The organism is Streptomyces sp. JJ66 (assembly GCF_019303495.1).
Lineage (GTDB): Bacteria > Actinomycetota > Actinomycetes > Streptomycetales > Streptomycetaceae > Streptomyces.
Genome location: NZ_JAEVFI010000011.1, coordinates 260,299 through 284,413, shown reverse-complemented (window position 1 = coordinate 284,413; position 24,115 = coordinate 260,299). Strand labels below are relative to the sequence as shown.

Annotated in this window: 25 protein-coding genes; 21 read left to right on the top strand and 4 right to left on the bottom strand. The window is 71.3% G+C overall.

The features are described 5' to 3' along the window. The first annotated feature begins 212 nt into the window (after positions 1-212). The 5 genes from JJV70_RS11015 (at position 213) to JJV70_RS10995 (ending at position 4,755) form a co-directional block, all read left to right on the top strand. The gene (locus JJV70_RS11015) at positions 213-692 is read left to right on the top strand and encodes a hypothetical protein (protein ID WP_219047635.1); all 480 of its coding nucleotides are present in this window, start codon (positions 213-215) and stop codon (positions 690-692) included. A gap of 187 nt (positions 693-879) precedes the next feature. Further along, on the top strand, positions 880-1,485 hold the full coding sequence (locus JJV70_RS11010) for an ABC transporter ATP-binding protein (RefSeq protein WP_219047660.1): 606 nt from the start codon (positions 880-882) through the stop codon (positions 1,483-1,485). Beyond that, positions 1,482-3,689, top strand: a complete 2,208-nt coding sequence (locus tag JJV70_RS11005; RefSeq protein ID WP_219047634.1) for an ABC transporter permease — start codon at positions 1,482-1,484, stop codon at positions 3,687-3,689. The genes JJV70_RS11010 and JJV70_RS11005 overlap by 4 nt, the downstream gene beginning before the upstream one ends. A 115-nt stretch (positions 3,690-3,804) precedes the next feature. Next, the gene (locus JJV70_RS11000; RefSeq protein ID WP_219047659.1) at positions 3,805-3,987 is read left to right on the top strand and encodes a His/Gly/Thr/Pro-type tRNA ligase C-terminal domain-containing protein; all 183 of its coding nucleotides are present in this window, start codon (positions 3,805-3,807) and stop codon (positions 3,985-3,987) included. A gap of 321 nt (positions 3,988-4,308) precedes the next feature. Then, positions 4,309-4,755, top strand: a complete 447-nt coding sequence (locus JJV70_RS10995; RefSeq protein ID WP_219047633.1) for a peptidoglycan-binding domain-containing protein — start codon at positions 4,309-4,311, stop codon at positions 4,753-4,755. Between the two features lie 157 nt (positions 4,756-4,912). Here the strand turns inward: JJV70_RS10995 and JJV70_RS10990 are convergent, their stop codons facing one another. Next, the gene (locus JJV70_RS10990) at positions 4,913-5,488 is read right to left on the bottom strand and encodes a TerD family protein (RefSeq protein WP_219047632.1); all 576 of its coding nucleotides are present in this window, start codon (positions 5,486-5,488) and stop codon (positions 4,913-4,915) included. Between the two features lie 159 nt (positions 5,489-5,647). On the opposite strand from JJV70_RS10990, the gene arfB reads away from it, so the two are divergent. The 7 genes from arfB (at position 5,648) to nagA (ending at position 11,660) form a co-directional block, all read left to right on the top strand. Next, complete coding sequence (gene arfB / locus JJV70_RS10985; protein ID WP_219047631.1) at positions 5,648-6,079, top strand: alternative ribosome rescue aminoacyl-tRNA hydrolase ArfB; 432 nt, start codon at positions 5,648-5,650, stop codon at positions 6,077-6,079. Between the two features lie 539 nt (positions 6,080-6,618). Next, positions 6,619-6,990 (top strand): RNHCP domain-containing protein, encoded by a 372-nt coding sequence (locus JJV70_RS10980; RefSeq protein ID WP_308294772.1) that lies wholly within the window; start codon positions 6,619-6,621, stop codon positions 6,988-6,990. Positions 6,991-7,015: 25 nt separating this feature from the next. After that, on the top strand, positions 7,016-7,438 hold the full coding sequence (locus JJV70_RS10975; RefSeq protein ID WP_219047629.1) for an RNHCP domain-containing protein: 423 nt from the start codon (positions 7,016-7,018) through the stop codon (positions 7,436-7,438). 99 nt (positions 7,439-7,537) lie between these two features. Further along, positions 7,538-7,666, top strand: coding sequence for a hypothetical protein (locus tag JJV70_RS22670; protein ID WP_257573706.1), 129 nt, complete (start codon positions 7,538-7,540; stop codon positions 7,664-7,666). A 246-nt stretch (positions 7,667-7,912) separates the two neighbouring features. Beyond that, positions 7,913-9,346: a NupC/NupG family nucleoside CNT transporter gene (locus JJV70_RS10970; protein WP_219047628.1), complete on the top strand. Its 1,434-nt coding sequence runs from the start codon at positions 7,913-7,915 to the stop codon at positions 9,344-9,346. 137 nt (positions 9,347-9,483) lie between these two features. Next, the gene (locus JJV70_RS10965) at positions 9,484-10,422 is read left to right on the top strand and encodes an ROK family protein (RefSeq protein WP_219047627.1); all 939 of its coding nucleotides are present in this window, start codon (positions 9,484-9,486) and stop codon (positions 10,420-10,422) included. Then, positions 10,419-11,660, top strand: a complete 1,242-nt coding sequence (nagA, locus tag JJV70_RS10960; RefSeq protein WP_219047626.1) for an N-acetylglucosamine-6-phosphate deacetylase — start codon at positions 10,419-10,421, stop codon at positions 11,658-11,660. Before JJV70_RS10965 ends, nagA begins: the two co-directional genes overlap by 4 nt. A 9-nt stretch (positions 11,661-11,669) precedes the next feature. On the opposite strand, the gene JJV70_RS10955 is transcribed toward nagA, so the two are convergent. Together JJV70_RS10955 and cdgB are read right to left on the bottom strand one after the other, a co-directional pair. Next, positions 11,670-12,758: a hypothetical protein gene (locus JJV70_RS10955; protein ID WP_219047625.1), complete on the bottom strand. Its 1,089-nt coding sequence runs from the start codon at positions 12,756-12,758 to the stop codon at positions 11,670-11,672. A 90-nt stretch (positions 12,759-12,848) separates the two neighbouring features. Then, positions 12,849-14,627 (bottom strand): diguanylate cyclase CdgB, encoded by a 1,779-nt coding sequence (gene cdgB / locus JJV70_RS10950; RefSeq protein WP_219047624.1) that lies wholly within the window; start codon positions 14,625-14,627, stop codon positions 12,849-12,851. 478 nt (positions 14,628-15,105) lie between these two features. On the opposite strand from cdgB, the gene JJV70_RS10945 reads away from it, so the two are divergent. From JJV70_RS10945 to otsB, 4 genes are all read left to right on the top strand, one after another. Then, entirely contained in the window at positions 15,106-15,609 is a 504-nt protein-coding gene (locus JJV70_RS10945; protein WP_308294771.1) for a flavin reductase family protein, read from the top strand. Between the two features lie 352 nt (positions 15,610-15,961). After that, positions 15,962-17,206 (top strand): extracellular solute-binding protein, encoded by a 1,245-nt coding sequence (locus JJV70_RS10940; RefSeq protein WP_219047657.1) that lies wholly within the window; start codon positions 15,962-15,964, stop codon positions 17,204-17,206. Positions 17,207-17,321: 115 nt separating this feature from the next. Then, a complete protein-coding gene (locus tag JJV70_RS10935) occupies positions 17,322-17,555 on the top strand; it encodes a DUF3263 domain-containing protein (protein ID WP_219047623.1) in 234 nt (77 codons plus the stop codon). An 11-nt stretch (positions 17,556-17,566) separates the two neighbouring features. Beyond that, complete coding sequence (gene otsB / locus JJV70_RS10930; protein ID WP_219047622.1) at positions 17,567-18,508, top strand: trehalose-phosphatase; 942 nt, start codon at positions 17,567-17,569, stop codon at positions 18,506-18,508. A 198-nt stretch (positions 18,509-18,706) separates the two neighbouring features. Here the strand turns inward: otsB and JJV70_RS10925 are convergent, their stop codons facing one another. Continuing rightward, a complete protein-coding gene (locus JJV70_RS10925; RefSeq protein ID WP_219047621.1) occupies positions 18,707-18,910 on the bottom strand; it encodes a cold-shock protein in 204 nt (67 codons plus the stop codon). 234 nt (positions 18,911-19,144) lie between these two features. Between JJV70_RS10925 and JJV70_RS10920 the strand changes: the two genes are divergently transcribed. From JJV70_RS10920 to JJV70_RS10900, 5 genes are all read left to right on the top strand, one after another. Beyond that, positions 19,145-20,008 carry a menaquinone biosynthetic enzyme MqnA/MqnD family protein gene (locus JJV70_RS10920; protein ID WP_374227274.1) on the top strand — a complete coding sequence of 288 codons (864 nt, stop codon included), beginning with the start codon at positions 19,145-19,147 and terminating at the stop codon, positions 20,006-20,008. A 108-nt stretch (positions 20,009-20,116) separates the two neighbouring features. Further along, positions 20,117-21,313: a cyclic dehypoxanthinyl futalosine synthase gene (gene mqnC / locus JJV70_RS10915; protein ID WP_219047620.1), complete on the top strand. Its 1,197-nt coding sequence runs from the start codon at positions 20,117-20,119 to the stop codon at positions 21,311-21,313. A gap of 9 nt (positions 21,314-21,322) precedes the next feature. Next, the gene (locus JJV70_RS10910; protein ID WP_219047619.1) at positions 21,323-21,832 is read left to right on the top strand and encodes a hypothetical protein; all 510 of its coding nucleotides are present in this window, start codon (positions 21,323-21,325) and stop codon (positions 21,830-21,832) included. A 59-nt stretch (positions 21,833-21,891) separates the two neighbouring features. Further along, entirely contained in the window at positions 21,892-22,599 is a 708-nt protein-coding gene (locus tag JJV70_RS10905) for a demethylmenaquinone methyltransferase (RefSeq protein WP_219047618.1), read from the top strand. A gap of 37 nt (positions 22,600-22,636) precedes the next feature. Then, positions 22,637-23,935 carry a geranylgeranyl reductase family protein gene (locus tag JJV70_RS10900; RefSeq protein WP_219047617.1) on the top strand — a complete coding sequence of 433 codons (1,299 nt, stop codon included), beginning with the start codon at positions 22,637-22,639 and terminating at the stop codon, positions 23,933-23,935. Positions 23,936-24,115 lie beyond the last annotated feature (180 nt).

The window sequence follows — 24,115 nt, the reverse complement described above, 5'->3', positions numbered from 1 at the left end:
GGGAAGTGACCGTCCGCGACATGCGCAGCGGGGAACAGACGCGGCTGCCGCTGGCGGAAGCGGCCCGGCACGCACGCGAAGCCCTCGGGTAGCGGCGGCACGGGCCGGGCGAGGTCAGGACCGACGAGAGGGCGAGGCCCGGCGCCGCACGGTCGCCTTGTGCACGTCCTCAGTGGGCGTTTTCCGGCCAACATCGAGAAGATCGTTGACCGATGCAACGCCTGGTGTTGATCATGAACGCGACGCATGAACGTGTGCGCCATGTTTGTGATGCGGCCTCAGCTCCCGTGCTGGCCACGTCGCGCTCAGATCGGCCCCGCTTCAGGGGCGGAGGGGAATTCATCATCATGAGTGCCAAGAAGAGAATGGCCGCTCTGGCGGTCACTGCGGTTGCGCTGCTGGGTTCGTCACCCGCGTTCGCCGCCGACATGGTGGCAAACAGGACGGGCGTGTCTGCCTGGAGCAAAGGCACTAACGGCCAGGTAGCTGTGAAGGACACGAAGGGCGATAGTAGGGCGGCCTACGCCAACTACCACCGGCGCTACAATGACAACCATGAGCTGCGCAACCACAGCGGCTACGGCACCACTGTGTATAGCCGCAAGGACACCAAAAACTATGTGCGCGCTCTTCAGGCATGTGTGGCCATCAATTTTCAGCCGGACCCGTGCACGAGCTGGAAGTACCGTTAGGCACGGTGTGAAATCCTGCCAGCAGTAAATTCTTGGGGGCGGTGCCCGTGCGCCGCCCCCATCGCGTCTTCGGGCGATGGCGTAAAGGGAGAGTCGGGTGGCGGTGGGGAGCGGGTCGGTGAGCGAGTCGGTGCTCAGCATCGAAGGCTTGCGACACGATATTGGGAGCAGGCAGCTATTCGCCTCTATGGAGTTGGACATACAGGCCGGACGGTCGGTTGCCATCACGGGGCCTAGTGGCTCAGGAAAGAGCACGCTGCTCTCCTGCGTGCTCGGTCTGGTCCGCCCGGCAGCTGGAAGCATCAAAGTCGCTGGCATGGAAATGGCTAAGCTGTCGGGGCGACACCTGGCGGAACACCGCAGTGCGCACATCGGCATGGTGTTCCAGTTCGGTGAGCTGCTTCCTGAGCTCTCTCCGGTTGACAACGTTGCCCTGGCCGCGCTGCTCGCCGGCGTCGGCAAGGAGCAGGCATATGAACAAGCATCTGACCTCCTCCAGCAGCTGGGCGTCGCCGAAGCTGAGACATGCCAACACCTGTCCGGAGGTGAACGGCAGCGGACAGCGGTGGCAAGGGCGTTGATCAACAAGCCGTCCCTGTTGTTGGCTGACGAGCCGACGGGTGCTCTGGACACCGAGACCCGGGAGAAAGTCGCGGATGTGCTGTTCTCCACTCCGCAACGGTATGGGTGTGGCCTCCTGCTGGTCACACACGATCACGCCGTCGCTGCCCGAGCGGATCAGGTACTCACGCTGCGTAATGGTGTGCTCGGCACGGAAGCGGTGACGCCGTGAGGCAGCAGGGATTGGGCGGCCGTCTCCTGCGTATCGGGAGTCTGGCCGGAGGGCGCGCGGAGGCAGGGCGGATCCGTTTCACCGCACTGGCCCTGGCCACAGCCCTTCTGGCGCTGGCGTTCATCTCCATGGTGGCAGTACACGCCACCTACCAAGGACAGGAGCGAAGGGGGCTGGAGCGAACTCCAGTTCTCCACGAAGACGCATCTGAGCTCACCGCGCAAGTCCTGTGGGATGTGACTGGTGACTCGGTGGAGGGCAGCATGCCTTTCCCCGTCATCTACCTATCTCCTCTGAGCGCCGACGCGCCTCTGCCCCCCGGGCTCACCCAGTGGCCGGCACGAGGGGAAGCCGCGCTGTCTCCCGCGCTACGGGAGCAAGGGAGTGATGAGGGTATCGCCACCCGGTATGGGCAGGCAACGCAGGACATCACCGCTCAGGGATTGCAGTCACCGGACGAACTCCTGGCCTACGTGCGGCCGCGTCTAGCCCTGCCTGCCGATGAGGCCAAGGCGATTGTCGGGTACGGTCCCGAGACGGGACCGGTGTACTACCAGGTAGGTCAGACGGAATACGCCAAACCCCAGTGGAACTTCCAGGTGCTCCCCGTCCTTCTGCTGCTGTTGCCCGCAGGGGTACTACTGGTGGTCGCCGCGCGGACCGGGGCACTAGCGCGTGACCGGCGCACCACGCTGATTGAAACACTCGGCGGAAAGCGCGGACACCGCGCACTGATCGTGGTGGGAGAGGCAGGTTTGCCCGTCCTGTGCGGCGCGGCACTGGCCTCAGCGGCGACTGCGCTGTTCTGGACGGTAGACCTGCGCCTCCCATGGACCGGACATGTCGTCGTGGCCGCGGACATGCGGGCCTGGTGGTGGGCCGCGCTGCTGGCGATCGCCTTTGCTGCCGTCACGGTCCTGTCGGTAACCGTGACCACTGACCAATTGGGTCACGCGCGTCAAGCGGGCAACCGACCCACGGGAACGCGTAAGCCGCCTACCCGCTGGGCGATCTTGTGCCCGGTGCTTCTGCTGGTCGCTGTCCGGGGGCCGGACTTCTTCGAACCGGGGACCACGCCCTACGTCATGGTCAACTGGGCAGGAGCGGCAGGGGCCTTGGCCACCTTGCCCGCAGCCATCGCTATCGTCATGGCCTTTGCCGGGCGGCTGATCGCCCGGGCAGGGCGCCGTAGCGGCAGTTCCGGACTCATCATTGCCGGATGCCGGGCAGCTGCTCATCCTGGCCCCGTGGCCCGTATGACAGCAGGTGTGGCCGTTGCTCTCGGACTGCTTCTTCAGGTGGTTGCCTGGCAAGGCCAGTTCGGTGAAGCTGCACAACAGGCGAGAAGCACCATTGAGCGCATCGGCCAGAGTGCGCTGGTCGTCAGACCAGGGCCTGGGAGCACGAACGAACAACTACGAGCCTTTGAAGCAGCTGTGGCGCCTGATGCCCTATCTGTGGCCTTCCACGCACCTCCGGAGGAGAACACGCTGACAATCGAGGGTACCTGTCCAGCCCTCAATGCTCTTTCCCTGAGTTGTTCCACCTCCCCTTCCCCCCTCAATGGTCCGCCACAAGACCCCAGGCTGGTAGAGCTTCTGGGCTGGTATGGAGGAACTGAGGGGAGGGTAAGCGTACGTGTGGGAGACCCGGTCAGCCAAACCGTCACTGATGATGCTTTCACCAGTACGGTCCTGGTTTCACCCGAAGGGGATGACCTATCAGTTGGCGATATCAAGCAACTCGCTTACCGCTCGTTCCCTATGGGGGCAGACGTAGCGACTGCCGGAGGGGAATGGCTGTCCGGTAGTCAGGTGAACGAGCAACAGGGGCGCTGGCTCACCTTCTTTGGATTTCTGGGCATCACGACCCTAGCATTCGCTGCTGGGACCACAGGAATGGCCGAGTTTCTGCGTGCCGGACGTGCTCTCGCGCCACTTTCCGCGCTGTCAGGAAACCGTCGCGTCTACTGGACGGCCTCTGCGGTCAGTATTCTTCTCCCCCTTGCCCTCGCTGGCGCTCTCGGATGCCTGGTCGGCGTCTGGTTGGCTTTCCCTAAAACAGCAGACGGAGGGTCCCACATCTCCGATCTTTTCCTAGTCGCCTGCCTGGCTTCCGTCGCCGCTATCGCGGTCCTTGCCTGGGCCTATGCATCGAAAGTATCCCTACGCCAGGCCGCCCTTTGGCGGCCCCGCGGTGAATGAAACGCGTGTGCAGTCTGGCAAACGTAATCCCACGGCCTCGCGCCCGCGTAACGTCCCTCACCGGCGTAGGGACTTGATCGAATACGTGCTGCTGTTGTCCGGCTGAGGGGACGTCATTGCCGAGGAGCGGGATACATCAGGCACGGCCAACCGGGCCGACGAGCAGAAGACACGGCTGGCGGTCCGCTACGGCGAGCAGGCCGCCGGGGAAGTGACCGTCCGCGACATGCGCAGCGGGGAACAGACGCGGCTGCCGCTGGCGGAAGCGGCCCTGCACGCACGCGAAGCCCTCGGGTAGCGGCGGCACAGTCTGGGCGTGCGCCGGAGCTGACGGGAGACCGAGCCCGGCGTACGCCGGGCCATGGCGTACGTCATTCCCGCGGCCGGGTGCGAAGGCCAAGACCCCTTGATGTACTTCTTGAAGGGGACGGCGGGTTTCAGTGCCGTCTCTTGTCCCGCCGCGTCGTCAGGTGTGCGAACGTCCCCGCAGGTCAGCGGGTGGGACGTCCCTTGCTGACGTCACATCAGCGAGGACCGTGGCGGTCTGGGCGGCGCACTGAGCAAGCTGGTTGCCGAGCCGGCCAGTCGGGTCGGTTCCGCAGACCGGACAGGAGAACACGTGCGACGTCTCACGAAGACATGCGTCACCCTCACCACGGCGGCGGGCATCGCCCTCGGCGGTGTCGCCACGGCGGGATCCAGCTTCGCCGCCCCCGCACCGGCCGCCCCGCAGGCGGTAAGCGCCCAAGCCCTCGCCCCGCAGGCGGTGAACAACCTCGGTCTGAGCAAGACCCAGGCCAAAAAGCTCCAGCGCTGGCTGAACAACTACTACGGCTACCGGGGCTCGATCGACGGCCTGATGGGCTCCGGCAGCTGGAAGGCCATGCAGAGGTACCTCAGTAAGTACTACGGCTACCAGGACCAGATCGACGGGATCGTCGGACCCAACACGGTGAAGTCGCTGCAGAAGTCCCTCAGGTACTACGGCTACAAGGGGGAGATTGACGGCATCGCCGGTTCGGGGACGCAGGCCGCCTTCAAGGAGTTCGTCAAAAGCGTTCGCTAGGGCGGCCGGGTAAGGGCGACGCGTACGCGCCGGAGGGCAGCTCCCTCCGGCGCGTACGGCTGTGCCGCTGCGGCTGGGCGTCAGGGCCGAAGGGGAACCAACGGCCCGTCCCCGGCCCTCGCCGGGTGGTGCGGGGCTCGCCGCCAGGACGTGGGCGTCAGACGCCCACGCCGAAGTCCTGGGCGATGCCGGTGAGGCCGGAGGCGTAGCCCTGGCCGACGGCGCGGAACTTCCACTCCTGACCGTTGCGGTAGATCTCGCCGAAGACCATGGCCGTCTCGGTGGCCGCGTCCTCGCTGAGGTCGTAGCGGGCGATCTCCTGCTGGTCCGCCTGGTTGATGATGCGGATGAACGCGTTCCGCACCTGGCCGAAGTTCTGGCTGCGCGATTCGGCGTCGTAGATCGACACCGGGAAGACGATCTTGTCGATCTCGGCGGGCAGCGTCTGCAGGTTGACGTTGATCTGCTCGTCGTCGCCGCTGCCCTCACCGGTGCGGTTGTCGCCGGTGTGGACGATCGCCTGTTCCGGCGAAGCGGTGTTGTTGAAGAAGACGAAGTGCTGGTCGGTGTGGACCTTGCCGGCGGCGTTGACCGCGATGGCGCTCGCGTCCAGGTCGAAGTCCGTGCCGGTGGTCGTGCGGACGTCCCAGCCAAGGCCGACCGTCACCGCGGTGAGGCCCGGGGCCTCCTTGGAGAGCGATACGTTGCCGCCCTTGGAAAGGCTCACAGCCATGGGATGAAGTCCCTTTCTCGTGGTTCCGCTCGTCTGGTGCCGACGACGGTACATTCACTTCCCACAACGCGGTGGGGGTACGCGCGGGTTCCAGCCCCGGCGAACGGAGTGGGGAAACCGGGATGCGCTCTGCCGGTCCCAGCGTGGACCATGGGTGGCATGTCTGGGCCGCCCTACGTGATCCGTGGCTCCGTCGTCCTGCCGGAGACGGAGCTGCGCTGGCGGTTCTCGCGATCCTCCGGCCCCGGCGGGCAGCACGTCAACACCAGCGACAGCCAGGTGGAGCTGCGCTTCGACCTGGCGGCGACGGACGCGCTGCCGCCGGTGTGGAAAGAGCGCGCGCTTCAGCGGCTCGCCGACCGGCTGACCGACGGCGTCCTAGCCGTCCGCGCGAGCGAACACCGCTCCCAGTGGCGCAACCGGGAGACGGCGGCCACGCGCATGGCGTCCCTGCTCGCGGAGGCGACGGCCCCGCCGCGTCCGCCGCGCAAGCCCCGCAAGGTCCCGCGCCGCGTCGTCGAGCGCCGCCTGCGCACCAAGCGCCAACGCGGCGACCTCAAACGGGGACGCCAGGGACGCGGCTGGGACTAGCTGATCGTTTCAGAATGAGATGCGCGAGCGGCCTGCCGCGTCGTGTCTGACCTGCGGCGACGCCGACGTGTCTGACCTGCGGCGACGCCGACGGCGCCCGCGTTCGGTCCGCATCTTCTGGCCGCTTCGCTGTCCGACCGTGCCCACTCGTTGGGGCATACCCTTCCGGAGGGGCCGCGGTGACCGTGCACGCGCTGGGCGGGTGCGACGGGAACCGCACCGCCGTCTGCGGGTGACGAATAATGCGTTGACGCCCCAGAGAGATGTCCTGTTAGCCTCAAGGGGTCGTTCTGATTCGTTCTGGGCCTGTGTGCCCTGGAAAAGGGTGTTTGATGTTCCGGCCCGCGCCGAGTGCGCCTCGCCGTACCGCGTAACCGTCCGCTGTCGTTCGCTGCCCGTTTCTCCGGGCTGCTGCCGGACGTGCCCTCCGGTGCTCTGATCTGCCTGTCCGCCGTTCCGCGGCGATGTCGGGCTGCCTTCTGACGAGGCCACTCGGCCTGCTCTTGCTGTCCCGATCGACTTCCAGCAAGGAGCACCCGGTGTCCAGCCACACCACAACCAACATCAACACTCTCGGCCTCGGTGCCTTCGCCTGCGCGTGGTGCGGGCTGACCGTGTCCGCATACGCCGCCGATGGCGTGCCGCGCAACCACTGTCCGTCCTGCCTGCACTCCCGGCACGTTCTCGACCACGTCGAGGGCGGTTCGAGCGACTGCGAGGGCCGGATGACCCCGATCGCCATCGCCATGCTCCGCAGCGGTGACTGGATGGTGATCCATCGCTGCGTGCGCTGCGACGAGCTCACCTCCAGCCCCGTGTGCACGGACGACAACCAGCTCATCCTGATGCGCATGGCCGTCCGGCCGCTGGCCCAACCGCCTTTCCCTCTCGAAGCGTTCGGGACTCTCTGACCGCTTGACAGGAAAGGAGCACCTCATGGCACGCAACAACCACAGCGGGCGAGGGCAGCGGCGCCGTCCGCAGCGGCACAAGGACGTCCTGCACACCCAGGGCGGACACCGGGTGAACGACTTCCGCTGCGCGTCCTGCCGACTCGACGTGTCCCTGGACGCACCGGGCACCGCGCACCGCAACCACTGCCCGAACTGCCTGGCGAGCCTGCACGTCGATCGGAAGATCCCAGGCGATCGCGACGCGGACTGCCGTGGTCGGATGGAGGCGCTGGGCGTTTCCGTCCGCCCGGACGGCGAGTGGATGATCATCCACGAGTGCGCCTCTTGCGGCGAGCTCAGCGCCAACCGCATCGCCGGTGACGACAGCCCGCTCGCACTGGTCCGCCTCGCCCTCAGACCCCTCGCCGACCTCCAGCACGTCGGCCGTGCCCTGCTCACCCTGTGATCCAGTCACGTCGGCTGAGGGCGAGTCACACCCGCAGCCGCGCCCCGCTCACGGCATCCCACTCACGAACATCACCACTACCGAAGGAACACCTCAGCAGTGAAGATCAGGACCGAGACCCCGTACGACACCGACCGCGTACGCGAGGTGATCACCGCCATACCCATCTCCGCGCTGGCTGCCCGGCCCGGAAGCCACGGCGGTACGCCGACGGCGACGTACGCGTGAGCCGCCCGAAGTGGTGCCGGTAGGTCACCACCGACTCGAACCCGACGGCTGCCGCGATCTCCGGTGCGGCTGGATCACCAGCCGGCGTGCGACCGTGTGGGCGAACTCAGTGCCGGCCGCGCCAGGTCGTGCCGGAACGCGGAGGTGGTAGGGCGCGCCGGGCTGGCTGGTTGTGCGTGGCGGGTGTGTGGGTGCGGCATGGTCGTCGTGCACAGATGACGCGCACGCACGGAGGAGTTGGCAGCGATGGATGTGCTCTGGGGACTTGGCGGCATGGTGGGGCTCCTCGCCATCGCGGTCGCGCTGTCCACGAACCGGCGGGCGATCAGGCTGCGCACGGTCGGGGGAGCGCTGGCCATTCAGCTCGGGGTGGGTTTGCTCGTCCTGTACTGGGACGAGGGTGCGCGGGCGCTGGAGTGGGCGGCGAAGGGCGTCAACGCCGTGATCGGGGCCTCGGGGGAGGGCATCGGCTTTCTCTTCGGCGGGCTGCTGGAGGGGCAGGGGACGGTGTTCGCGTTCCAGGTGCTTCCCGTCGTCATCTTCGTGGCGTCGCTGGTGGCAGTGCTCTTCTACCTCGGGATCATGCAGAAGATCGTGCATGTCATCGGTGGTGGGCTGCGGGTGCTGCTGGGCACGAGCCACACCGAGTCGCTGAACGCCGCGGCCAATGTGTTCGTCGGCCAGACCGAGGCGCCGCTGTTCATCCGCCCCTACCTGGCGCGCACCACCCGCTCCGAGCTGTTCGCCATCATGGTCGGCGGTCTGGCGACCGTCGCCGGGACCGTGCTGGTCGGCTACTCCCTGCTGGGCGCGCGCCTGGACTACCTGATCGCGGCCAGCTTCATGGCGGCCCCGGGCGGACTGCTGATGGCGAAGATCCTCATTCCGGAGACCGAGGAGCCCGCCGTCGTCACCGGCGCCCGGGCGGAGACGGAGGGTGACGGCGGGGAGCCGCCGGAGCGGGCGGAGGGAACGGTCGCCGAGGGCGGCGCCCGCCCCGGGATCAAGGCCGGGACCGGTGGGGCGGGCGGGACCGGCGAAACCAGCGGGACCGGCGAAACCAGCGGGACCGGCGAAACCGGCGGGGCCAGCGCCGGGACGGCCGCCGCGACCGCCGCTGCGGCGGCGACGAAGCCGTCGGGCGGCGAACCGGAGGCGGAACGTCCCCGCAACGTCATCGACGCGGCGGCCCGGGGTGCCGCCGACGGCCTGCGGCTCGCCCTCAACATCGGCGCCATGCTGCTGGCGTTCATCTCCCTGATCGCCTTGCTCAACCTCCTGCTGGGCGCCGTCGGCGGCTGGTTCGGCGCCCCGGACCTCTCCTTCGAGCAGTTGATCGGGTACGTCTTCGCCCCGGTGATGACGATGATCGGCGTCCCCTGGAGCGAGGCCGTGGACGCGGGGAGCTTCGTCGGACAGAAGCTGGTGCTGAACGAGTTCGTCGCCTTCGCCGACTTCGCCCCGCAGATCGACCAGTTCAGCGACAAGACCGCCGTCGTCACCACGTTCGCCCTGACCGGGTTCGCCAACTTCTCCTCCCTGGCTATCCTGCTCGGTGGTCTCGGCAGCCTCATCCCGCAGCGCCGTGGCGAGATCGCGCAGCTCGGCCTCCGCGCCGTGCTCGCCGGAACCCTCGCCAACCTGATGAGCGCCACCATCGCGGGCATGTTCGTCGGCTGACGGCGCCGCCGACCGCCGGTGACGCGGGTGGCAGGGGCGGCGGGGCACCGTCCGGGCTAACGCGCGCCGGGCCGACGCGCGCCGGGCCGAAGCCACTGGACTAGACCTCTTGGCGCTTGTCGGGGACACTGACCCCCGTGAGATACGTCATCGCCCTGGACGTGGGCGGCACCGGGATGAAGGCCGCCCTGGTCGGGCCGGACGGTCAGCTGCTGCACCAGGCGCGACGTCCCACCGGGCGCGAGCGCGGCCCCAAGGCCGTCACCTCGGCGGTGCTCGGCTTCGCCGCCGACCTGCGCCGCGTCGGCGTCCAGCAGCACGGCACCGAGCCCGCCGCCGCTGGCGTGGCCGTGCCCGGCCTCCTCGACGAGGCCGCCGGGGTGGTGCGCTTCGCCGCCAACCTGGGCTGGACGGACCTCCCGCTGCGCGCGCTGCTCACCGAGCACCTGGGCCTGCACGGGCCCGTCTGTCTCAGCCACGACGTGCGTACCGGCGGGCTCGCCGAAGGCCGCATCGGCGCCGGAGCGGGCGTGGACCGCTTTCTGTTCGTGCCGCTGGGCACCGGCATCGCGGGCGCCATCGGCATCGACGGACGGGTGGAGGCCGGGGCGCACGGCGGGGCGGGCGAGATCGGCCACCTCGTCGTGCGCCCGCGGGGAGCGGAGTGCGGCTGCGGGCAGCGCGGCTGTCTGGAAACGCTCGCCTCCGCCTCCGCCGTCGGCCGCGCCTGGGCCACGGCCAGCGGTGATCCGGCCGCCACCGCCGCCGACGCCGCCCGTGCCGTCGCCGCCGGTGATCCGCGCGCCCGGGCCGTGTGGGCGGACGCCGTGGACGCGCTCGCCACCGGCCTGGTCGCCGCCCTCACCCTCCTCGACCCGCGCATGCTGATCATCGGCGGCGGGCTCGCAGAGGCGGGCGACACCCTGTTCACCCCGCTCCGCGAAGCCGTCAGCGCCAAGGTGACGTTCCAGCGGCAGCCCCTGATCGTGCCCGCGGCCCTGGGGGACGCCGCTGGCTGCCTGGGCGCGGGTCTCCTCGCCTGGGACCTGCTCTCCGCGGAGGTTGCTACCCGATGACCGCCCCACACACGGCACCCCGCCCGGCCCCGGGCACGGCATCCGACCCGGCCCCGGTGAGGGCACCCGCGCCGCCGGGAAGGCTGGTGCTGACCGGCGCCCGGGTGGTGACGCCGACGGGCGTGCTGGCCGGTGGCCGGGTCACCGTCGAGGGCACCCGGATCGCGGCCGTGGAAGCGGCCCCGGGTGAGGACCCGGCGGCGCTCGACCTCACTGGGCACTACCTCGTCCCCGGCTTCGTGGACCTGCACAACCACGGCGGCGGCGGTGCGTCCTTCACCTCCGGCACCGCCGAGGACGTCCTCACCGGCGTCCGCACCCACCGCCGGCACGGGACGACGACGCTGGTGGCGTCCACCGTCACCGGGGAGCTGAAGACCCTGGCCCGGCAGGCGTCGATGCTGGCGGAGCTGGTGCAGGAAGGGGAGCTGGCCGGGGTCCACTTCGAGGGGCCGTTCATCTCGCCGTGCCGCAAGGGCGCGCACAGCGAGGAGTTGCTGCGCGACCCGGACCCGGCCGAGGTGCGCGAGCTGGTCCGCGCCGCGCACGGCACGGCGGTGATGTGCACGCTGGCCACCGAGCGCCCCGGCGGCCTGGACGCGGTGCGCACGCTGGTGGACCACGGCGTCCTCGCCGCCGTCGGCCACACCGACGCGAGCTACGAGCAGACGCGCGCGGCGATCGACGCGGGCGCCACTGTGGCGACACACCTGTTCAACGCCATGCCCGCGCTGAACCACCGCGCGCCCGGGCCGATTGCGGCGTTGCTGGAGGACGAGCGGGTCACCGTCGAGCTGATCAACGACGGGGTGCACCTGCACCCGGCCGCGCTGCGGCTGGCCGCCACCCACGCGGGGCCGCACCGCACCGCGTTCATCACCGACGCGATGGACGCCGCGGGCTTCGGCGACGGGCGCTACCGGCTCGGCCCGCTGGAGGTGGACGTCGTGGACGGCGTGGCCCGGCTCGCGGGCGGCGACGCCATCGCCGGTTCGACGCTCACCCTGGATGCCGCGCTGCGCCGCGCCGTCACCGTGGACGGGCTGCCGCTCCCCGAGGCCGTGCACGCGGTGTCCACCACCCCGGCGCGGCTGCTCGGCCGCGCCGACCGCATCGGTGCCATCGCCCCCGGCCTGGACGCCGATCTGGTGGTCCTGGACGACGGCTTCACCGTCACCGGCGTCCTGCGGCGCGGGGAGTGGGTGGTGGAACCGGTGCGGCCGGTTCTACCCGGGTGAACGGCTCCGTCAGCCCCCGTCCGGCGCGAGCCACACCCGGTCGATCGCCACGTCGCACTGGTCGCCCTGGCCGCAGCTCAGCCGGAACGTGTTCTGGCCCTGATCGACCTGGACCTCCGCGTAGGTGTAGGTCCAGGACTTCTCCCAGTCGTTCTCCGGGCCGTGGGCGAAGTTCTTGAAGTTGACGTTCCTCGGCTGCGCGCCGTCGTTGACCTGGAGGCTCAGTTCCATGTCCTTGCCGGGCACGGTGTAGCCGTAATACAGCCGGTACTTCCCGGACTTGGGCACCTCGGTGCTCCACGTCACGCTCGCGCCCGGCTGGTTCATGCCGGTGACGTAGTTGCCGTCGCGGGCCTGGGAGCCGGACACGTCCCCGGCGACAACGGGGCCGTTGTCCAGGCGCAGGCTGGAGGCGTCCTCGCTGGGGAGGTCGGTGTTCTTCTCCTCCTCCGACGCCTTCTCCTCCCCGGGCTGCTGCTCCTGGCTGTCCTGCTGCTTCCCGGAGCCGGAGTCCGAGCCGCCTTGCTGCTCACCGGCGACCGCGGCCGGGCCGCCCGGGTCGGCGTCGTCGCCGCTGAAGGCCACCGCCGCGCCGACGCCGATGACGACGGCGCCGACCACCGCGAGCGCGCCGAGCAGGAGGCCGTTGCGGCGGGCGCCGCCGCCGGAGTCGGTCCTGCCGTGGCCACCCGGGGCGGCACCGGTCCGGAGACCGCCGGGATGCGTCTCGGGCGCGGCGTAGTGCGCGTTCGGATGGGGCGCGCCGGGCGTCGGCGCGTACCCGGGGGGCGGGGTCTGCGGGTAGCCGTAGCCGGGGGGCTGGCCGGGTGGCGGACCCTGCGGGTAGCCGTAGCCGGAAGGCTGGCCGGGTGGTGTCTGCGGGTAGCCGTAGCCGGACGGCGGTGCGGCCTGCTGGGCCGGGGCGGGTGCCTGCTGGCCGCTGTACCGCCGCTCACCGACGGCACGGACGTGCTGGTAGGAGGTGCGGGGAACGCCCTGCTGCTGGGCCGGGGCCTGCTGGCCGCCTTCCCCTCGGTACAGGTAGCCGAACGGGTCGTCCCCCTCAGGCGGCTGCGTACCGTTGTTACCGGCGGTCATCCCCTGTTCTCCTCACACGGCATCGGCTGACCCCGCGAGCCTACCCCGTTCGGGGGAATACCACGGCGGGTCGCCCAGGGCCCGAAGGCCCTATCCGGCGCGCCGATGGCCCTTTGACCTGGCGCGTTTCTCGACATACATGCGCTGGTCGGCGGATTGCAAGATCTCGTCAACGGACTGCCCGCACGAGGCCCAGCTGATGCCGAAGCTGGCACCGACCCGCACGGTGCGGCCGCCCTCCACCCGGATGGGCGGGATGATCGCGTTCCGCAGCCGCACCGCGAGGTCGCTGGCGTCCGCCTGCCCGAGGCCGTCGGCGAGGACGACGAACTCGTCACCGCCGAGCCGGGCCACGGTGTCGTTGTCCCGCACCCCGGCCGTCAGCCGCCGCGCGACCTCGATGAGCACCGCGTCACCGCAGTGATGGCCGTGCCGGTCGTTGATCGACTTGAACCCGTCCAGGTCGCAGAAGAGGACGGCCAGACCCTTGTCGGAGGGGGTGCCGTCCTGGGGGTGGGTGACGTGGGCGTGGTGGTCGAAGCCGCCCGCGACCGGAGGCGCGGTGTCGAAGCCGGTGCCGTCCAGGCTCGTGCCGAGGTCGGCTGGGGTGCCGAGCCCGGGCAGGTCGGCGAAGTCGTCCGGCCCGTACGCGGCGCCCGCCAGGCCGCCGGTGGAACCAGGCCCGGGGTGCCCGGGGCGCACCCCGCTTCCGCCGTAGCCCCCGGGGCCGCCCGGCGTGGCGAACGCGTGCGCGGCGGCGGGGTGGGCGTCCGGTTCGGGGACGGCGACGGGCCGCTCGCACAGCCGCGCGCTGAGCCGGGCGCGCAGCTCGGCGCTGTTGGGCAGGCCGGTGAGCGAGTCGTGGCTGGCGCGGTGCGCGAGCTGGAGCTCGTGCCGCTTGCGCTCCTCGATGTCCTCGACGTGGGTGAGCAGGAACCGGGGCCCGTCCGCGACGTCGGCGACCACGGAGTTGCGCAGCGACACCCACACGTAGGAGCCGTCGCGGCGGCTCATCCGCAACTCGGCGCGGCCCCCCTCGGCGGCGGTGCGCAGCAGGGTGCCGATGTCCTCGGGGTGCACGAGGTCGGAGAAGGAGTAGCGGCGCATCATCGACGCCGTACGGCCCAGCAGGCGGCACAGCGCGTCGTTGGCCTTGATCAGCCGCCCGTGCTGGTCCCCGCCCATCTCCGCGATCGCCATGCCGCTGGGCGCGTACTCGAACGCGGCCCGGAAGCTCTCCTCGCTGGCCCGCAGCGCCTGCTGCTCGCGCTCCAGCCGGACCAGGGCACGCTGCATGTTGGCGCGCAGCCGGGCGTTGGCTATCGCTATCGCCGCCTGGAACGCGTACATCTGCAGCGCCTCGCGCCCCCAGGCACCGGGGCGGCGGCCGGTGCGGGGCTTGTCGACGGATATGACACCGAGCAGGTCGCCGTCGGAGGTGTACAGGGGGGCGAACAGCCGGTCCATGGGGTGCCACTCGCCCGCGTAGCGCGGGGCGGGGCCGGGGGTGTGCCACTGCGGGACGTCGTCGTCGTCCAGCACCCAGCCCTCGGTGTAGGGGATGAAGCGCAGCTCGCCCCAGGACTCGCCCATCGACAGGCGGCGCTCCCAGGAGGCGCGGGAGCCGACGCGGCCCGCCATCATGGCCTCGGCGCCGGTGCTGCCCGCGACGGCGGCGACGACCAGGTCCCCGTCGGGGCGGACGAGGTTGACGGCGGCTATCTCGAAGCCAAGGCCGGTGACGACGCCGTCGGCGACGGTTTGCAGGGTGTCGGCGAGGCTGCGGGCGGTGTTGAGCTGGGCCACGGACTGGTGCAGGCGGCGCAGCGTGGTGAGGCGGACGGCCGGCTCCGAGTCGGTGGTGTCCATCGCCCTCCCCCCGTGGCTCTTCGCCAGGCTCCGAATGCCACTCATCCGAGTGTCCCCCGCCACTGAATCACAGGCTGCTGCTCACTCGGTACACAGGGTCAACAAATAATCCCATCTGTGACTCATGTCACAGTAGGATGCTTGGGGTGACAGGAGGCGTGTCAGCGCTCCCGGTCCGGCCTCCCCAGCCGCCCCCCCTCTCCCGCATATGTCGAACGCACGTGGCGATGGCACCGATCATGCCCGCTCGGCGCGTGATCATGCCGTGGCGCGGTTGCGGGCTATCTGCCGGGCAGACCCGCCCCGCGCCCCCGGACCCCCTGGTCCTAGGACCAGGACTGGTCCCGGGGCCTGATGCGGGGGTGCGGCGGCACTGGTTAGCGTCGAGGGCGTGTATCCGACAGCAGCGCAGACCCATGTCCAGCACCCGGCCGCACCCGCCCCGGCTCCCGGCCCCGGCGTCCCCCATCCTGGAGGGGTGAACGAGGAGCAGTTCCGGGCCGCCATGGCCCGGCTCGCGGCCGGCGTCGTGCTGGTGACGGCCTACGACCCCGAGGACGGCCCGCGCGGTGCCTACGTCGGCATGACGGCGACCGCGTTCGTCTCGGTCTCCCTTGACCCGCCCCTGGTCCTGCTCAGCGTGCGCACCGGCTCCCGCATGGAGGAGGTACTCGCCCGCCGCGAGCTGTGGGCGGCCAACCTGCTCGCCGAGCACCAGCGTCAGGTCGCCGGACGGTTCGCGATGAAGGGCAGGCTCAGCGACCAGCTGCTGTTCCAGGAGCTGCCGCACGAGCGGGGCGATGTCGCCCACGCCCCGCTGGTGCACGGCGCGCTGGCGCAACTGGAGTGCCGCACCGAGCAGCGCGTGCTCGCCGGAGATCACACCCTGCTGGTCGCCCGCGTGCTGACGGCGGCCGTCCGCGGCTCGGGCACGGACGGCCCCCTCACCTACTTCCAGGGCCGCTACCGCACACTGAGCTGATTCCGCCCCCGGTCCTGACTCCGGTCTCTTCCCGGCCCGTCCCCGGTCTCTTCCCGGCCTGGCTCCGGCCTCACTCCGGCCCGGCTCCGGCCGCTTCCCGGCCCGGCTCCGGCTGGCCCCCGGCTTCCGGGAAGGGGCACGGGGAGCGCGCTACCGTCCGGTAACCGAGCCCCGGTGTCCGTCGTGCCGCGCATCCGGGGGAGACTCATACCTTGCGCCAGGCTGAACACCACGTGAAACTCGCCTGCGCACGAAGACTCCGGTGCGCCACCTCCGCGCCCCGGCGGCACGGACACCACCAAAGGGGACGGCAGTGCGACGGCGGCGGTTCTTGGCCCTCGCGGCCACAGGCATGGTCAGCGGCGCGGGCCTCACGGCCACGGGTTGCGGCGGCGGCGACACGGGCGACGGCAAGGGCAAGACCCTGCGCGTGGTCGCCGCCGAGTACGGCACCCGTGGCAACTCCTCCAAGACGTGGTGGCACGACCGGGTCAGCGCGTTCCGCGAGCAGCACCCGGAGATCGACGTCCAGGTCACCATCCAGAGCTGGCAGGACGTGGACCGCACGGTGGCCGAGATGGTGGAGTCCGGGCAGGCCCCCGACATCGCCCAGATCGGCTCCTACGCGAGCTACGCCGCCGGCGGTGACCTCTACCCCGCCCACGACCTGCTCTCCATACCCGTGCAGGCCGACTTCCTGCCCGGCCTCGCGCAGGCCGGGGAACTGCGCCGCACGCAGTACGGCATGCCCTTCGCCGCCAGTACCCGGCTGTTCTTCTACAACAAAACCCTCTTCCGCGAGGCCGGACTCGACCCCGAGCGCCCGCCGAAGACGTGGAAGGACCTGCGCGAGGCCGCCGAGGCGCTCAAGGCCGCCGGGGTGAAGATCCCCTACGGGCTGCCGCTCGGCCCGGAGGAGGCGCCGGCCGAGACCATGCTGTGGATGCTGAGCGGCGGGGGCGGCTTCACCAACAACGTCGGCACCTACACGATCGACTCGGAGGAGAACGTCCGCACGTTCACCTGGCTGCGGGACGAGCTGGTGCGCGGCGAGCTGGTGCAGAGCAAGAGCCCCGGCAACACCAACCGGCAGGAGATGTTCACCGCCTTCGCCGCGGGTGAGGTGGGCATGCTCAACGGGCACCCGCTGCTCATCGACTTCGCGCGGGACAACGACCTGGAGTACGGGACGGCGCCGCTGCCGGGCCGCGAGGGGCCCGCCGAGTCCACCATGGGCGTCGCCGACTGGGTGCTGGCGTTCAAGCAGAACGGCAACCGCCGCGAGATCGGCCTCTTCCTGGACTTCCTCTACAGCGTTGAGCAGTACGCCACGCTCGTCCAGAGCTTCGACCTGCTGCCCGTCACCACCTCCGCGTCCGACCGGATGAGCGAGGACGCGGAGCAAAAGCACCTGAGCTCCTTCCTGGAGCAGCTGCCCGCCGCCGTCTTCTACCCGATGGGCAAGGTGTCCTGGGCGCAGACCAGCCTGGACGTCAAGGAGCGAATCGGCAAGGCCGTCGAACCCGGGGGCCGCCCCGAGAACGTCCTCGGCACGCTCCAGCGCAGCGCGCTGTCCGCGGAGACGTCCGCGGTGTGACGCCGTCCCCGCCGTGCCGGGCAGCACCCGCCGTCCGCCGTGGGCGGCGGGCGTGTCGGCGGCAGCGTCGGGCGGCAGCGGCTGCGGATAGGTTGGGACGCGGGGAGGTGGCGCCGTGAGCGAAAGCGGACTGTCGGAGTGCGAGCGGGCCGTGCTCGCACTGGAGAGGCGCGGCTGGCCCGGCCCGGGAGCCAAGGAGCGCGCGATCCGCGAGGAGCTGGACCTCTCGCCCACCCGGTACTACCAGCTGCTCAACGCCCTGCTGGACGACGAACGGGCCCTGGCGCACGACCCGGTGACGATCAACCGCCTCCGCCGCCGCCGCGACGCCCAGCGCCGCCGCCGGTAGGCTCGGGCGCCATGGCCAGCCCCGACACCCACCCCGACGGCAGCCCCGGCGACCGCTCCGACCGCAGCTCCGACGCGCGCTTCGACGGCAGCCCCGGCGGAAGCTCCGACGCCCGGCCCGGCGTCTTCCAGCCCGGCGTCTCCCCGCCCGGGGTGGCGACGGCGGAGGGCCGGGCCGGGCTGGCCGCGCTCCGGGCGTCTCCCGGGCGCTCGGTCGTCGCCCTCGACTTCGACGGCACGCTCGCGCCCATCGTCGCCGACCCCGACCAGGCCCGCCCGCACCCCGACGTGCTGCCCGCCCTCACCCGGCTGGCCCCGCGGCTGCGCGCGCTGGTCGTCATCACCGGCCGGCCCGCCGGGCTGGCCGTCCGCTACGGCGGCTTCGACACCGCGCCGGGCCTGGAGAACCTGACCGTGCTGGGCGCGTACGGGGCCGAACGCTGGGACGCCGGCACCGGCCGCCTGACCGCCCCGCCGCCCGACCCCGGCGTCCGCGCCGTCCGCGCCGAGCTGCCCGGCCTGCTCCGGGAGCTGGCGGCCCCCAGCGGCGTACGGGTGGAGGACAAGGGGCTGGCCCTCGCCGTCCACACCCGCCAGGCCCCCGACCCGGCCGGTGCGTTCGCCGCCCTGCGCGATCCGCTCGCCACCCTCGCCGAGCGCCACGCCCTCCACCTCGAACCGGGCCGCTTCGTCCTCGAACTCCGTCCCGGCGGCATGGACAAGGGCCGCGCCCTGACCGCCTTCCTGGCCGAGAAGGACGCCGGTCCCGTTCTCTACGCCGGGGACGACCTCGGCGACCTCGCGGCGTTCGACGCCGTCGCCGCCCGGCGGGCCGGGGGCACGCCGGGGCTGCTGGTGTGCAGCGGCAGCACCGAGGTCACCGCCCTGGCCGACCGCGCCGACCTCGTGGTCGATGGCCCCCCGGGCGTGGCCGCCTTCCTCGCGACGCTGTAGCGCGCGGCACTGGGCCGGAAGCGCGCGGGGCGGTGGCCCAGCGCCCCGGCCGAGCGGCGCCGCCCCCGGTTCCGGCCACCGAGAGCCGGCCACCGAGAGCCGGGGACAGGGAGCAGGGCAGGGGGCCGGGGAGCGCGGGGCCGCGAACAGCAGGAGCCCCCGCCGAAAACGGCGGGGGCTCCTTGAGCTCCTGACGGGTCAGGAGGTGGTGACGTTCTCGGCCTGCGGGCCCTTGGGGCCCTGCGTGACGTCGAAGGTCACCGCCTGGTTCTCTTCAAGCGACCGGAAGCCGGCCGCGTTGATGGCGGTGTAGTGGACGAAGACATCGGGACCGCCGCCGTCCTGGGCGATGAATCCGAAGCCCTTCTCGGCGTTGAACCACTTGACGGTTCCGGTAGCCATAAGCCCTCCTTGGGCCTATAAGGGTCGCCCTGCTCCAGAACCCGCAAGCACACTTGTAAGTCTGAATACGACAAAAGCCCGCGGTCACATGCTCCGCAGGCTTTGTACTGCAAGGAAACCAAACTGCAACTCGCGCCGAGCGTAGCACGCTGCGTGCGGGGGTGGAAGTGCTCCTGGGCTGGTCGCGTCGTCCCTGGTGAACGGGGGCGCCGGGGCAGGCGTACGCTCGCCGGTGTGAGTGCGCTGCCGAGCTTTCCGCGATCCCGCCCGCGTGTGGGCCACATCCAGTTCCTGAACTGCCTGCCGCTCTACTGGGGCCTGGCCAGGACGGGCGGACTCCTCGATCTGGAGCTCACCAAGGACACTCCCGAAAGACTCAGTGAACAGCTGGTGAACGGTGACCTGGATATCGGCCCGGTCACCCTCGTGGAATTCCTGCGGCACAGCGAGCAGCTCGTGGCGCTGCCCGATATCGCGGTGGGCTGCGACGGCCCCGTCATGTCGTGCGTCATCGTCTCCCAGGGCGACCTCGGCGCGCTGGACGGGCAGCGGGTCGCGCTCGGCTCCACGTCGCGGACCTCGGTGCGGCTGGCGCAACTGCTGCTCGCCGAGCGCCACGGCATCCGGCCCCACTACTACACCTGCCCGCCCGACCTCGGGCTGATGATGCGGGAAGCGCAGGCGGCCGTGCTCATCGGTGACGCCGCCCTGCGCGCCGCCCTGCACGACGCGCCCCGGCTCGGGCTGCGCGTGCACGACCTGGGCCAGATGTGGAAGGAGTGGACGGGGCTGCCGTTCGTCTTCGCGGTGTGGGCCGCCCGCCGCGACTACCTGGCCCGCGAGCCGGAGACCGTGCGCGAGGTGCACCGCTCGTTCCTCGCCTCCCGGGACCTGTCGCTGGAGGAGGTGCACAAGGTGGCGGAGCAGGCCGCCCGCTGGGAGGCGTTCGACGCCGATCTGCTGGCCCGCTACTTCACCACGCTCGACTTCCGCCTCGGCCCGGCCCAGCTCGCCGGGGTCGCCGAGTTCGCGCGCCGCACCGGCCCCGGCACCGGTTACCCCGCCGACGTCCGCGTGCACCTCCTGCCGCCCGCCTGACGCCCCCGCTCTCCACTCCGCGCACCCGCCCCCACCGGCCACCAGGGCGCCCGGCCCGCTCGCGTAGGCTGGGGCGCGTCGTACCACCCGTCGGAAGGGGCCGCCCCGGTGAGCGAGAACGCCGACCTCACGTCCGTGCTCGACCGCGCCGCGCAGGGCGGGCGCATCACCGCCGAGGAAGCCCTGGAGCTGTACCGCCGGGCGCCGCTGCACGCGCTCGGCCGGGCCGCCGACACGGTACGCCGCCGCCGCTACGCGGGCAGCGAGCACATCGCGACGTACATCATCGAGCGCAACATCAACTACACCAACGCCTGTGTCACCGCGTGCAAGTTCTGCGCCTTCTACGCCCCGCCGAAGAGCGACAAAGTGTGGACGCGTGACCTGGAGGACATCCTGCGCCGCTGCGCCGAGACCGTCGAGCTGGGCGGCACCCAGATCATGTTCCAGGGCGGCCACCACCCCGACTACGGCGTGGAGTACTACGAGCGGCACTTCGCCGCCATCAAGCAGGCGTTCCCGCAGCTGGTGATCCACTCGCTCGGCGCCTCCGAGGTCGAGCACATGGCGCGCATCTCCGGCGTCAGCGCGGAGGAAGCCATCGTGCGCATCCACGCCGCCGGGCTCGACTCCTTCGCCGGGGCGGGCGCCGAGCTGCTGCCGCAGCGCGCGCGGAAGGCCATCGCGCCGCTCAAGGAGTCCGGCGAGCGCTGGCTGGAGATCATGGAGCTGGCGCACACCCTCGGCGTGGAGTCCACCTCCACCATGCTCATGGGCACCGGCGAGACCAACGCCGAGCGCATCGAGCACCTGCGCATGATCCGCGACGTGCAGGACCGCACCGGCGGGTTCCGCGCCTTCATCCCGTACACCTACCAGCCGGAGAACAACACACTGAAGGGCCGCACACAGGCCACGCTCTTCGAGTACCTGCGCATGATCGCCGTGGCCCGGCTGTTCCTGGACAACGTCGCCCACATCCAGGGCTCCTGGCTCACCGTCGGCAAGGACGCCGGGCAGCTGTCCCTGCACTACGGCGCCGACGACCTCGGCTCGGTCATGCTGGAGGAGAATGTCGTCTCCTCGGCGGGCGCCAGGCACCGCTCCAACCTCACCGAGCTGCTGCACCTCATCCGCGCCGCCGACCGCGTACCCGCCCAGCGCTCCACCACCTACGAGCACCTGCGCGTCAACGCCGACCCGGCCGACGACCCCGAGGACGGCCGCGTCGTCTCCCACCTGTCCTCCACCGCGCTCGACGGCGGCACCGCCCACCCCGAGCTGAAGCTCATCGACGCGGGCTGAGCCACGCCCTTGCTGACCCTGCACGTCCCCGCCGGTGGCGACGCCGTTCTCGTCTCCGGTACCCGGATCGCCGGCCTCGGCCCCGCCGACGCCCTGGCGCGCGCCCACCCCGGCGCGCGGCAGCGGCACTGGGCGGGCACCGTGGAACCCGGCCGCTGCCACCCCGGCGCCGTGCGGTACCTGGAGCAGACCTACCACCCCGACCCGCGCGAGGCCGACACGCTGGGCAGCGAGCCGCTCACCGGCTCCGCGCTGCCCGCGATGGACGACGCGCGGTGGGGCCACAGCGCGCGGCGCGGCCTGCAACGGCTGCTGGCGCAGGGGGTGACGTCGGTGACCGGGCCGTTCACGCGGGCGGCCGTGCGGACCGCGGTACGGCGGCTCGGGGTACCGGTGGTGGCCGCCGCCGGGCCGCCCGTGCTGACCCTCGGCGGCCCCGCCCACTTCGCGGTACGCGCCGCTGACGGCACGTGCCTGGCCACGGTGCTGTCCGGCCGCCTGGTGTACCGCCGCGACTGAGCGCCGCGAGCCGGGCACCCGGTGCCGGGCAGGAGGCGGGGTGCGGACACAATGGGCGGGTGACGCGTGCAAGCTTGGACAAGCAGCCCCGTGAAGTCGCCGCGATGTTCGACCAGGTCGCGGCCAAATACGACGTGACCAACGACGTGCTCTCGCTCGGCCAGACCCGCCGGTGGCGCCGCGCCGTCGCGCGGGCCGTCGCCGCCCGCCCCGGGGAACGCGTGCTGGACCTCGCCGCCGGGACCGGCACCTCCTCCGCCCCGTTCGCCGACGCCGGGGCCTACACCGTGCCCTGCGACTTCAGCCTCGGCATGCTGCGCGAGGGCAAGCGGCGGCAGCCGTGGATGCCGTTCACCGCCGGCGACGGCACCCGGCTGCCGTTCCGCGACGGCACGTTCGACGCCGTCACCATCTCCTTCGGGCTGCGCAACATCCAGGACACGCACGCCGCGCTGACCGAGCTGCTGCGCGTGACCCGGCCCGGGGGACGCGTCGTCATCTGCGAGTTCAGCCACCCCGTGGCCGCGCCGCTGCGCACCCTCTACACCGAGTACCTGATGCGCGCGCTGCCGCCAGCGGCCCGCGCGGTCTCCTCCAACCCGGATGCGTACGTCTACCTCGCCGAGTCGATCCGGGCCTGGCCTCACCAGCCCGCGCTCGCCCGCCGCCTCCAGCGCGCCGGGTGGACGGACGTGGCGTGGCGCAACCTGACGGGCGGCATCGTGGCCCTGCACCGCGCCGTCCGGCCGGAAGACACCGGCGCATAGACTGCCCGGTACCAGCGCCTACCCTCCGGGAGTTCTCGTGGCGGAACCGCGGCCGAAGCTGACTGCCCCCTCCGAGCACCAGGCCGACGTCATCGTCGTCGGCGCCGGTCCGGCCGGGTCCACCGCGGCCTACCACCTCGCCCGCTCGGGCCTGGATGTGCTGCTGCTGGAGAAGACGGCGTTCCCGCGCGAGAAGGTCTGCGGCGACGGGCTGACGCCGCGCGCGGTCAAGCAGCTCGTCGCCATGGGCATCGACGTCTCCGAGGAGGCGGGCTGGCTGCGCAACAAGGGCCTGCGCATCATCGGCGGCGGCCACCGGCTCCAGCTGGACTGGCCGGACCTGGCCAGCTACCCGGACTACGGCCTCGTCCGCAAGCGCGACGACTTCGACGAACAGCTGGCCCGGCAGGCCCAGAAGGCCGGGGCACGCCTGCATGAGCGCTGCACCGTGCAGGACCCGGTGCTGGACGGCGCCGGGCGCGTCGTCGGCGTCGAGGCGAAGCTGGGGGAGGACAAGCGGCCCGCCGTGTTCCGCGCGCCCGTCGTCGTCGCCGCTGACGGCAACTCCACGCGGCTGTCGCTGAAGATGGGCCTGCACCGGCGCGAGGACCGGCCCATGGGCGTCGCCGTGCGCACCTACTTCACCTCGCCCCGGCACGACGACGACTACCTGGAGTCGTGGCTGGAGCTGTGGGACCGGCGCGGCGCCGAGGACCGCCTGCTGCCCGGCTACGGCTGGATCTTCGGCATGGGCGACGGCACGTCCAACGTCGGCCTGGGCATCCTCAACAGCTCCAGCGCCTTCCGCGAGCTGGACTGGCGCGAGGTGCTGAAGGCGTGGTGCGCGTCCATGCCCGAGGAGTGGGGCTACACCCCGCAGAACATGACCGGTCCGATCCGGGGTGCCGCCCTGCCCATGGCGTTCAACCGCAAGCCGCACTACACGCGCGGCCTGCTGCTCGTCGGTGACGCGGGCGGACTGGTGAACCCGTTCAACGGGGAAGGCATCGCGTACGCCATGGAGTCGGGGCAGCTGGCCGCCGACGTCATCGTGCAGGCCCACGCCCGCGCGACGGCCGCGCAGCGCGAGCGGGCACTGCACGCGTACCCCAAGGCGCTTGCCGACACCTACGGCGGTTACTACAACCTCGGCCGGGCGTTCGTGAAGCTCATCGGCAATCCGAAGGTCATGCAGCTGGCCACGCAGCGCGGGCTCACGCATCCGGTGCTGATGCGGTTCACACTCAAGCTGCTGGCCAATCTGACCGATCCGACCGGCGGCGACGCGGGGGACCGGCTCATCAACGCGCTGACGCGGGTCACGCCGCGCGCGTAGCCCCGGCCCCCCTTCCCGTTCCCGCCTCCGGGTGCTCGGGAAGACCCCGCCTTCCTGAGGGTGCGCGCCCCCGGGGCGGGAGCTGGCTGGCGGGAACGTGCGCCCACCCACGTCAACGCGAACGGGCCGCCCCCCTTACCGGGTGACGGCCCGTTCGCGTTGATGCCAGCGGTGCGCGAC

Bases quoted from the DNA above. Each gene is read 5' to 3' on its own strand.
- JJV70_RS11015 (WP_219047635.1), top strand. From the start codon at position 213: ATGCAACGCCTGGTGTTGATCATGAACGCGACGCATGAACGTGTGCGC.
- otsB (WP_219047622.1), top strand. From the start codon at position 17,567: ATGGCCAGCCCCGACACCCACCCCGACGGCAGCCCCGGCGACCGCTCC.
- cdgB (WP_219047624.1), bottom strand. From the start codon at position 14,627: ATGGACACCACCGACTCGGAGCCGGCCGTCCGCCTCACCACGCTGCGC.
- JJV70_RS11010 (WP_219047660.1), top strand. From the start codon at position 880: ATGGAGTTGGACATACAGGCCGGACGGTCGGTTGCCATCACGGGGCCT.
- JJV70_RS10940 (WP_219047657.1), top strand. From the start codon at position 15,962: ATGGTCAGCGGCGCGGGCCTCACGGCCACGGGTTGCGGCGGCGGCGAC.
- JJV70_RS10975 (WP_219047629.1), top strand. From the start codon at position 7,016: ATGGCACGCAACAACCACAGCGGGCGAGGGCAGCGGCGCCGTCCGCAG.
- arfB (WP_219047631.1), top strand. From the start codon at position 5,648: ATGTCTGGGCCGCCCTACGTGATCCGTGGCTCCGTCGTCCTGCCGGAG.
- nagA (WP_219047626.1), top strand. From the start codon at position 10,419: ATGACCGCCCCACACACGGCACCCCGCCCGGCCCCGGGCACGGCATCC.
- JJV70_RS10990 (WP_219047632.1), bottom strand. From the start codon at position 5,488: ATGGCTGTGAGCCTTTCCAAGGGCGGCAACGTATCGCTCTCCAAGGAG.
- JJV70_RS10970 (WP_219047628.1), top strand. From the start codon at position 7,913: ATGGATGTGCTCTGGGGACTTGGCGGCATGGTGGGGCTCCTCGCCATC.
- JJV70_RS10925 (WP_219047621.1), bottom strand. From the start codon at position 18,910: ATGGCTACCGGAACCGTCAAGTGGTTCAACGCCGAGAAGGGCTTCGGA.
- JJV70_RS10955 (WP_219047625.1), bottom strand. From the start codon at position 12,758: ATGACCGCCGGTAACAACGGTACGCAGCCGCCTGAGGGGGACGACCCG.